General features: G+C 68.5%; 8 protein-coding genes. 5 read left to right on the top strand and 3 right to left on the bottom strand.

Annotated elements, in window-relative coordinates; genetic code table 11:
- Positions 1 to 44: 44 nt before the first annotated feature.
- Positions 45 to 260: a DUF397 domain-containing protein gene (locus JK364_RS47790; protein WP_201857721.1), complete on the bottom strand. Its 216-nt coding sequence runs from the start codon at positions 258 to 260 to the stop codon at positions 45 to 47.
- A complete protein-coding gene (locus JK364_RS47785; RefSeq protein ID WP_201857720.1) occupies positions 244 to 1080 on the bottom strand; it encodes a helix-turn-helix domain-containing protein in 837 nt (278 codons plus the stop codon). The genes JK364_RS47790 and JK364_RS47785 overlap by 17 nt, the downstream gene beginning before the upstream one ends.
- A gap of 592 nt (positions 1081 to 1672) precedes the next feature.
- Between JK364_RS47785 and JK364_RS47780 the strand changes: the two genes are divergently transcribed.
- The 3 genes from JK364_RS47780 to hutH all read left to right on the top strand — a co-directional run bounded on the left by JK364_RS47780 (position 1673) and on the right by hutH (position 3972).
- The gene (locus JK364_RS47780; protein ID WP_201857728.1) at positions 1673 to 1990 is read left to right on the top strand and encodes a hypothetical protein; all 318 of its coding nucleotides are present in this window, start codon (positions 1673 to 1675) and stop codon (positions 1988 to 1990) included.
- Between the two features lie 29 nt (positions 1991 to 2019).
- A complete protein-coding gene (locus tag JK364_RS47775; RefSeq protein ID WP_201857719.1) occupies positions 2020 to 2196 on the top strand; it encodes a hypothetical protein in 177 nt (58 codons plus the stop codon).
- Positions 2197 to 2427: 231 nt separating this feature from the next.
- Positions 2428 to 3972, top strand: a complete 1545-nt coding sequence (gene hutH, locus JK364_RS47770) for a histidine ammonia-lyase (RefSeq protein WP_201857718.1) — start codon at positions 2428 to 2430, stop codon at positions 3970 to 3972.
- A gap of 91 nt (positions 3973 to 4063) precedes the next feature.
- On the opposite strand, the gene JK364_RS47765 is transcribed toward hutH, so the two are convergent.
- On the bottom strand, positions 4064 to 4369 hold the full coding sequence (locus JK364_RS47765) for a hypothetical protein (RefSeq protein ID WP_201857717.1): 306 nt from the start codon (positions 4367 to 4369) through the stop codon (positions 4064 to 4066).
- A gap of 99 nt (positions 4370 to 4468) precedes the next feature.
- On the opposite strand from JK364_RS47765, the gene JK364_RS47760 reads away from it, so the two are divergent.
- Positions 4469 to 4795 (top strand): hypothetical protein, encoded by a 327-nt coding sequence (locus JK364_RS47760; protein WP_201857716.1) that lies wholly within the window; start codon positions 4469 to 4471, stop codon positions 4793 to 4795.
- A gap of 275 nt (positions 4796 to 5070) precedes the next feature.
- A complete protein-coding gene (locus JK364_RS47755; protein ID WP_201857715.1) occupies positions 5071 to 6348 on the top strand; it encodes a L,D-transpeptidase in 1278 nt (425 codons plus the stop codon).
- Positions 6349 to 6572 lie beyond the last annotated feature (224 nt).

Here is a 6572-nt window from a genome sequence, read left to right as displayed (position 1 = left end):
ATATGGTCAGGGGCCGCTGCGCTGATGTGGTCGTCAGTTAGGGGTCAGGCGTCGCGGAACTCCCCATCCTTGACGGCTGATATGAACGATGACCAAGACGACGCGGGGAAGACCAACGCCGGACTGTTCGGGTTCTTGCTGTCGCGCACAGGAATGCCGAATGGGTGTCCGTCTGATATCTCGACACACCCGCCACCCCCGTTATCGCTGTAGCTCGATTTACGCCAATGCAGGGCGGAGACGTCAGCAATCGTGTTCATTCTCGTAGTCTTTCAAGTGTTGACGTATCAGGCCGATAGACTTGTCTTCCGGTAGGGCTTTCGACGTAACCACAGCGAAGGACTGAGAGAGCCTGGCAAGCCGCTTAGGGGATTCCACCACTTCTCCGGAATCGAAGCTCTCAACCAGGCCGATCGTCCCGCCACTCTTCAATGTAAGCAACGTCAACCCCCCGCCCAGTATAGAGTGCGCCCCCTCCGAAAACGGCAACACCTGAACTGTGATACGAGAGTGCTTCGCAGCCTCAAGCACGCGACTAAGCTGCCCTTGCATGCACTCTTGGCCACCTACGGGACGCTTTAATGCCGCTTCGTCCATGATTGCCCAATAAAATGGCGCTTCTTTGCGTTCGAAGATGTGTTGCCGATGCATGCGCACTGCGACGCGCTCGGTCAATTCCTCTTCGCCCACTCCGGGCAACCCTGTACGAAACAGTTCTCGTGCGTAATCCGGGGTTTGGAGCAGTCCGGGGACAACACTGCTGTTGAATACTTCGATGCGTTCGGCGTCCGGTTCCCTGCTTACCACCTTCCTGCTGTAGTCGGCGATGACTTCGTTGTGCGTCATTTCCCACAGATCGACAAATAGGCCGCTCGTGCCAAAGTGGGCATCAAAGGCATTGACCAGGGCTTCGGACGGGAGTTGTTCGCCCCGTTCCACCCTTCCGATGTACGAGTAGGGGTATCCGACCTTTTCGGCGAGTGCGCGGATGGACAGGTCCGCGTCTTCGCGCATGCGGCGCAGTCTGCGGCCCAGCATCGTGCGGGGAGTGGTCTGGCCCTCGTTGTTGTTGAGCTCCATCGCTCGAACAAACCTCCCAACTCGCTGAGCACTAAACGCTTTTGGTCTCGGCTCAGGTGTGTGCCCAGTGTGCCCGGTCGGGGATGGTGGTAACCACTCCCGCCCCGTGTCGGACGAGACGGAATCGCGCTGATTCGGCCCCCGATATGGGGCGGGTGATCACACGACATGCCACGACACAAGACCCCCGCGACCTGGCCGGGTCCGGGGGCGTGGCCACCAGCTTTCGAGGAGCTGATCGCATGCACGACCTTATCCGGTGCGTACTCGTATGGGTGAGGGCAGTTCTGGCCTTACGGCCGTCCGGCCGTCACCGTGCCATCCCGATCGTCCCCGCGTCCTATCCGGTGCCTGCCTGGCTCGTGGCGGGGGCCGTGGATTCACCGAGCGTCAGGCCCCACCCGGTGTCTGCGGGCCGGTGTCTCGATTCGCCGACCCTTGAACTTCGTATCGCCCCCGCGTCGGTGGACAGCGAACTGCCCGCGCTGGTGCGTCCCTGCGCGGCGGCTCCCGAGCGGCGGCGGCAACAACGGCGGAAGAGCGGCCCGCGCGTGGAGTTGATCTGTGCCCCGCATGGGATGGTGGTGATCCGGTGACCGCCAACGGCTATGCCGTGTCCGTCCCGGCCCCCGGCTGTGCCCTGTGCGCCACCCCTGGTGATTTCGGGTTCCGTAGCCTCAGTGATCCGCGTTCGGGCCTGTGCGGGGGGTGTATCGCGGCGGGCAAGCCCACCCGCGACGGCCTTGAGCGGGCCGTCATGATCGTCGCCGGACAGAGCCTCGCCGCCGCTGAAGCCGTGAGCCTGGCCACCGCCGCGCCGGAAGAACTGGTCTACCACTTCGGTGCGGTCAAGCGTGGTCTGCGCGCCGTGCTCCAGCTCCTCGCGCCGGTCGAGGGGACGGGACGGTGAGCGCGGACAACAGGTGTGAGGAGACCCGTATGACGATGCGTGTCTACACCATGGCGCGCGGCGGGATCGTGACCGCACGCCATGCGGTGGTGGCCGTCCTGGTCGGCGAGAAGAGCGACCCCTACGCACTGGGGCAGGCGTGGCCACCGTGCCAGTGCCCCCGTCACCGCGAACACAACCGGCCGGACCGCTTCAGGCGGATCTGAGACTGCCGTCCGCCCCCGCCCGCCCCTTTGCCCCCGGAAGGTGGCAGGGGCGGGACGGTCCCCGGCCCCGGTCGCCGCCGGCGGGGCCCCGGTGGGGCGGGGCCCCGGTGGGGCGGGGCCCCGGTGGGGCGGGGCCCCGGTGGGGCGGGGCCCCGTTCTCCCCGGGGAGGGGCGGGGTGGGGAGCGTCGGCGGGGTGACAGGCGGGGATTCACTCTCTAGGGTGCCTGAATATGGATATGCACACTGTGGTGGTGGGGACGTCCGGAACGACCGCCGACGATGTCATCGCCGTAGCCCGCGGCACCGCGCGGATCGAGATCTCCGAGGCGGCGCTCGACGCCATCTCCGCGGCGCGGCGAGTGATCGACGACCTCGCGGCCAAGCCCGAGCCCGTCTACGGCGTCTCCACCGGCTTCGGCGCGCTGGCCGTGCGCCACATCAGCCCCGAGCTGCGCGCCCAGCTCCAGCGCAACATCGTGCGCTCGCACGCCGCCGGTATGGGCGCGCGGGTGGAGCGCGAGGTGGTGCGGGCGCTGATGTTCCTGCGGCTGAAGACGCTCGCGTCCGGCCGCACCGGCGTCCGGCCCGTCGTGGTCGAGACGATGGCCGCGCTCCTCAACGCGGGGATCACCCCCGTCGTCCACGAATACGGCTCGCTGGGCTGCTCCGGCGACCTGGCGCCGCTGTCCCACTGCGCGCTGGCGCTGATGGGCGAGGGCGAGGCCGAGGGGCCCGACAGGACCGTGCGGCCTGCCGCCGAGCTGCTGGCCGAGCACGGCATCGAGCCGGTCGAGCTCCGCGAGAAGGAGGGGCTCGCACTGCTCAACGGCACGGACGGCATGCTCGGCATGCTGATCATGGCCTGTGCCGACCTCGCCCGGCTGTTCACCGTCGCCGATGTGACCGCCGCCCTCTCGCTGGAGGCGCTGCTCGGCACGGACCGCGTCCTCGCGCCCGAGCTGCACGCCATCCGCCCCCACCCGGGGCAGGCCGCCAGTGCCGCCAACATGCTGCGGGTGCTGGCGGGTTCGGGGCTCACCGGGCACCACCAGGACGATGCGCCGCGCGTCCAGGACGCGTACTCGATCCGCTGCGCCCCGCAGGTCGCGGGCGCCGGCCGGGACACCCTCGCGCACGCCCGGCTGGTCGCCGAGCGCGAGCTGGCCTCCGCCGTGGACAACCCCGTGGTGCTGCCGGACGGGCGGGTGGAGTCCAACGGCAACTTCCACGGCGCACCCGTCGCGTACGTCCTGGACTTCCTGGCCATCGCGGCGGCCGACCTGGCCTCGATCGCCGAGCGCCGCACCGACCGGCTGCTGGACAAGAACCGCTCCCACGGCCTGCCGCCCTTCCTGGCCGGCGACCCGGGCGTGGACTCGGGGCTGATGATCGCCCAGTACACCCAGGCCGCGCTGGTGAGCGAGATGAAGCGGCTCGCGGTGCCCGCCTCGGTCGACTCCATCCCGTCCTCCGCGATGCAGGAGGACCATGTCTCGATGGGCTGGTCGGCGGCGCGCAAGCTGCGCACGGCGGTGGACAGCCTGGCCCGGGTCCTGGCCGTCGAGCTGGTCGCCGCCACCCGGGGCATCGAGCTGCGCCAGGGTCTGGAGCCCGCGCCCGCGAGCCGGGCGGTGCTGACGGCGGTGCGCCGGGCGGGCGTCGAGGGGCCGGGCGCTGACCGCTATCTGGCGCCCGACTTGGCGGCGGCGGACGCGTTCGTACGATCCGGAGAGCTGATCGAGGCCGTGGAGTCGGTGACCGGATCCCTGGACTGAACCGGGCCGGGGGCCGGTGCGCCCCCAAGCTCCGGTGCGCCCCCAAGCCGAGGGGCAAGCCAAGGGGCGAGCCGAGGGGCAAGCCAAGGGGCTAGTACGCCTCCGGGCGGGTGCGCCGCACGGAGGCGGTCACCATCGCCACACCCAGCCCCAGGAAGGCCGTGCCGCCGAAGAGATACGGGGTGACGTCCACACTGCCGGTATCGGCCAGATCCCCGTCGGGCACTGCCTCGGTCCTGGGCCCGGACCCGGGCGAGCCATCCGAGGTCCGCGAGGGCGCGGATGACGATCCCGGGTCCTCCACGGTGGCGTTGGCGGACGGGACGAACCACAGGGCGCACAGCAGCGAACCGGCAGCGGCGGCGGTCAGCAGCGGTCGGCGTGCGTTCAACGGCATCCTCCTTGAGGCTGCGGCAAATTGACCCCGTGCGCCGATCGTAGTGACAACTGCGGGTCGTGCGGAAGCGAGACGGGTCGGCCCCCTAACCTCCGTCGCATGACGAGTACCGAGACATCACGGTTTGTCCGGCTTCGTGTGGAGCTTGTGGTCGAGATCGCCGATGCGGACCGGCTGCGGCGCGCGGCGTACGAGCGGATCGACGGCGACGATTCCATGGCCGCCGAGGAGCGGGGCCACGCACGCCGCATGGTGGAGTCGGACGAGGCCGAGGCGCTGGCCTATCTGGTCGAGCCGTTCGAGCTGGTGGAGGAGGTGCCGGGGGTGGAACTGGCCCAGGCGTCCTGGAGCAGCGAGCATGTCGACTACGATCCGCGCTCCGTCGAGTGGTCCGGGGCCTTCGCCGACCTGGACGAGGACGATTGAGCCCGGAGGGCCGCATTCCGGGCGTCTTCCCGGCGTTCTCCGGACGATCTCCCGGCGATCTCCTGGCGGCCTCCGGGCGATCTCCTGGCGACTTCCGGGCGACGAAGACGGCTGAGCCGTGCGGGTCCGGGTGTCGGCGGGTCTTACGCTGGAGTGGCGCCTTTGCTAAGTGGCCTTGCGCACAGTTTTACTGTGCGTGGAACCGGCCAAAAGGTACAGGCGTTCTTATCGGGCAGGTCCGGGGTTTCTGGGGTCCAGATCAAGATCCAGGTCAAATGGAGAAGCGTGTGATGACGGACGGCAAGCGCCGTAAGGGGCTGGTGGCCGTGGCCGCCGTGCTCGGCGGCGTACTCACTCTCGCCGCGTGCGGCGGGGATGGCGGCGGCGACGACGCCAAGAACGACGGGCACAAGTCGCAGTCGCAGGTCGACGAGGCGGCGGCCAAGGACGCGTCGGACGCCCACATCAAGATCACGCCGAAGGCCGGTGCGACGAACGCGGGCATCAACAGTGACACCAAGGTCACGGTGAGTGAGGGCAAGCTCACCTCCGTCACGATGACGTCCGCGGCGACCGGCAACACCGTGGCCGGGACCATATCGCCCGACAAGACGTCCTGGAAGCCGAGTGGGCAGCTGGAGCGGGCCACTCAGTACAAGATCAGGGCGTCCGCCGAGGACTCCAAGGGCCGTAAGGCGACCGAGAACTCGTCCTTCACCACCGTCTCGCCCTCCAACAGCTTCATCGCCAACTTCACGCCGGAGGACGGCTCCACGGTCGGCGTGGGCATGCCGGTGTCCATCCGCTTCGACAAGGCGGTGACCAACAAGAAGGCCGTCGAGTCGGGCATCAAGGTCACCTCCAGCAGCGGCCAGCAGGTGGTCGGCCACTGGTTCGGCGGCGACCGGCTCGACCTGCGCCCGAAGGACTACTGGAAGGCGGGTTCGACCGTCTCCCTGAAGCTGGACCTGGACGGCGTCGAGGCGTCGTCCGGTGTCAAGGGCGTCCAGGAGAAGACCGTCAACTTCAAGATCGGCCGCTCCCAGGTCTCCACGGTGGACGCCGAGTCCAAGGAGATGAAGGTCGTCCGCGACGGCAAGCTGCTCAAGACGATCAAGATCTCGGCCGGCAGCCCCGATAACACGACCTACAACGGTCAGATGGTGATCTCCGAGAAGTTCAAGGAGACCCGGATGAACGGTGCGACGGTCGGCTTCACGGACGACGACGGCAAGGGCGAGTACGACATCAAGGACGTGCCCCACGCGATGCGGCTGTCCACCTCGGGCACCTTCATCCACGGCAACTACTGGGGCGCCAAGTCCATCTTCGGCAGCGTCAACACCAGCCACGGCTGTATCGGTCTGTCGGACACCAAGGGCGCGGGCGACCCCAACACGGACGGCACCTGGTTCTTCGACAACTCCCAGGTCGGTGACGTCGTCATCGTGAAGAACTCCAAGGACAAGACCGTCCAGCCGGACAACGGCCTCAATGGATGGAACATGGACTGGAGCCAGTGGGTGGCCGGAAGCGCCGTCGGCAGCGCCTGACACACCGTCTTCTCACCACCGCCGGGCGGCGGTCGGCCTTCGGGGCCGGCCGCCGCCCGGCTTTGTGCGCGCCCGCTGCTCGCGGTGGCTGGGACCCAGCCGCCGAACCCAGCCGCTGCTCGCGGCGGCCGGGTCCGGCGGTCTGCCGCGGCCGGGAAGTCGCGTTCACGGGCCGTTGACGAACCGGTGCGCGCGGTAGCGGTCCGCGCCGAGTGGCGTGACGG

This window comes from Streptomyces endocoffeicus, from assembly GCF_016741935.1.
GTDB lineage: Bacteria > Actinomycetota > Actinomycetes > Streptomycetales > Streptomycetaceae > Streptomyces > Streptomyces endocoffeicus.
This window is presented reverse-complemented; position numbering and strand designations above follow the sequence as displayed.

Coding starts and splice junctions, on each gene's coding strand:
- JK364_RS47785 (WP_201857720.1), bottom strand. CDS start 1,080: ATGGAGCTCAACAACAACGAGGGCCAGACCACTCCCCGCACGATGCTG.
- JK364_RS47775 (WP_201857719.1), top strand. CDS start 2,020: ATGACGATGCGTGTCTACACCATGGCGCGCGGCGGGATCGTGACCGCA.
- hutH (WP_201857718.1), top strand. CDS start 2,428: ATGGATATGCACACTGTGGTGGTGGGGACGTCCGGAACGACCGCCGAC.
- JK364_RS47765 (WP_201857717.1), bottom strand. CDS start 4,369: ATGCCGTTGAACGCACGCCGACCGCTGCTGACCGCCGCCGCTGCCGGT.
- JK364_RS47760 (WP_201857716.1), top strand. CDS start 4,469: ATGACGAGTACCGAGACATCACGGTTTGTCCGGCTTCGTGTGGAGCTT.
- JK364_RS47755 (WP_201857715.1), top strand. CDS start 5,071: ATGGAGAAGCGTGTGATGACGGACGGCAAGCGCCGTAAGGGGCTGGTG.
- JK364_RS47790 (WP_201857721.1), bottom strand. CDS start 260: ATGAACACGATTGCTGACGTCTCCGCCCTGCATTGGCGTAAATCGAGC.